This is a genomic window from Mesorhizobium sp. M7A.F.Ca.US.006.04.2.1 (assembly GCF_004022915.1).
GTDB lineage: Bacteria > Pseudomonadota > Alphaproteobacteria > Rhizobiales > Rhizobiaceae > Mesorhizobium > Mesorhizobium ciceri.
The window spans coordinates 1-947 of record NZ_RZQA01001382.1 but is presented as its reverse complement, the minus strand read 5'-3'; the positions used below and the strand labels follow the sequence as shown (position 1 = coordinate 947).

Here is a 947-nt window from a genome sequence, read left to right as displayed (position 1 = left end):
ACCCAGTGATAGCGGTCGCTGCCGCCGGCCTCGAGCAGCAGCACCTTGTTGTGCGGATCGGCCGAGAGCCGGTTGGCGAGCACGCAGCCGGCGGAGCCGGCACCGACGATGACGTAGTCGTAACTGCCGAACGGAGACGGTGAAGCTTCGGTCACGTGCGCGCCTGCTGTCCGGCGATGCGCTCCCACATCGGGGTCATCGCCTGGTTGATCTCGCCATAGAGTCGATACCGCCGTGCGTATGCGTGAGCAACCGTCTCGTTGGGTACAAAATGTCGGGCGGCCGCTGTCATGGCGGTTGCACCGGCACTGTAGTCCGCGAAAATGCCGACGCCGGTGCCCGCCGCGATCGCCGCTCCCAGCGCGCCGGTTTCGCGGCTGCGCGCCACGGTGACGGGCACGCCGAGCACATCGGCGAAAATCTGCGGCCAGACGCTGCTGCGCGAGCCGCCGCCGGACAGCACCACCTGGTCGAAATCGGCGCCCGCTTTGTGCAAGGTCTCGACATGGCGCTTATGCTCGAAGGCGACCCCCTCGAACAGCGCACGCAGCAGATGGGCTCGGCTGTGCCAGCCGGCGATGCCGTAGAAGCCGGCGCGCGCATGGCCATTCTGCTGCGAGCCATAAAGGAAGGGATGATAGATCGGGATGTCGCTGTTGGGATCGACGGACGCCACCAGTTCGCTGCACAATTCGAATGGCGACTTGCCGGCTTCGCCGCCATGTTCGAGGAATTCGCGAACGATCCATTCGAGATTGGCGGCCGAGGTGGCACTGGATTCGATCGCCAGATAGCGCTGGCGATCGAAAGTCGACAGCATGAAGATCGAAGGGTCGCGGATCGGCTTGTCGGTGATGACCTGGTTGATGCTCCAGGTTCCGGCGATGACCGAGGCGGCACCGGTTCTGGTCACGCCCGAACCGACCGCGCTGGCGACGACATCGAAC

General features: G+C 65.0%; 2 protein-coding genes. Both read right to left on the bottom strand.

The genetic code is table 11. The annotated features are described in order from the left end of the window. The coding region (locus EN925_RS37450; protein WP_164894742.1) for a lycopene cyclase family protein at positions 1–155 on the bottom strand (155 nt) is incomplete at its 3' end. After that, positions 152–947 (bottom strand): FGGY-family carbohydrate kinase (locus tag EN925_RS37445; protein ID WP_245487450.1); only part of this gene is annotated, 796 nt, incomplete at its 5' end. The genes EN925_RS37450 and EN925_RS37445, both read right to left, overlap by 4 nt.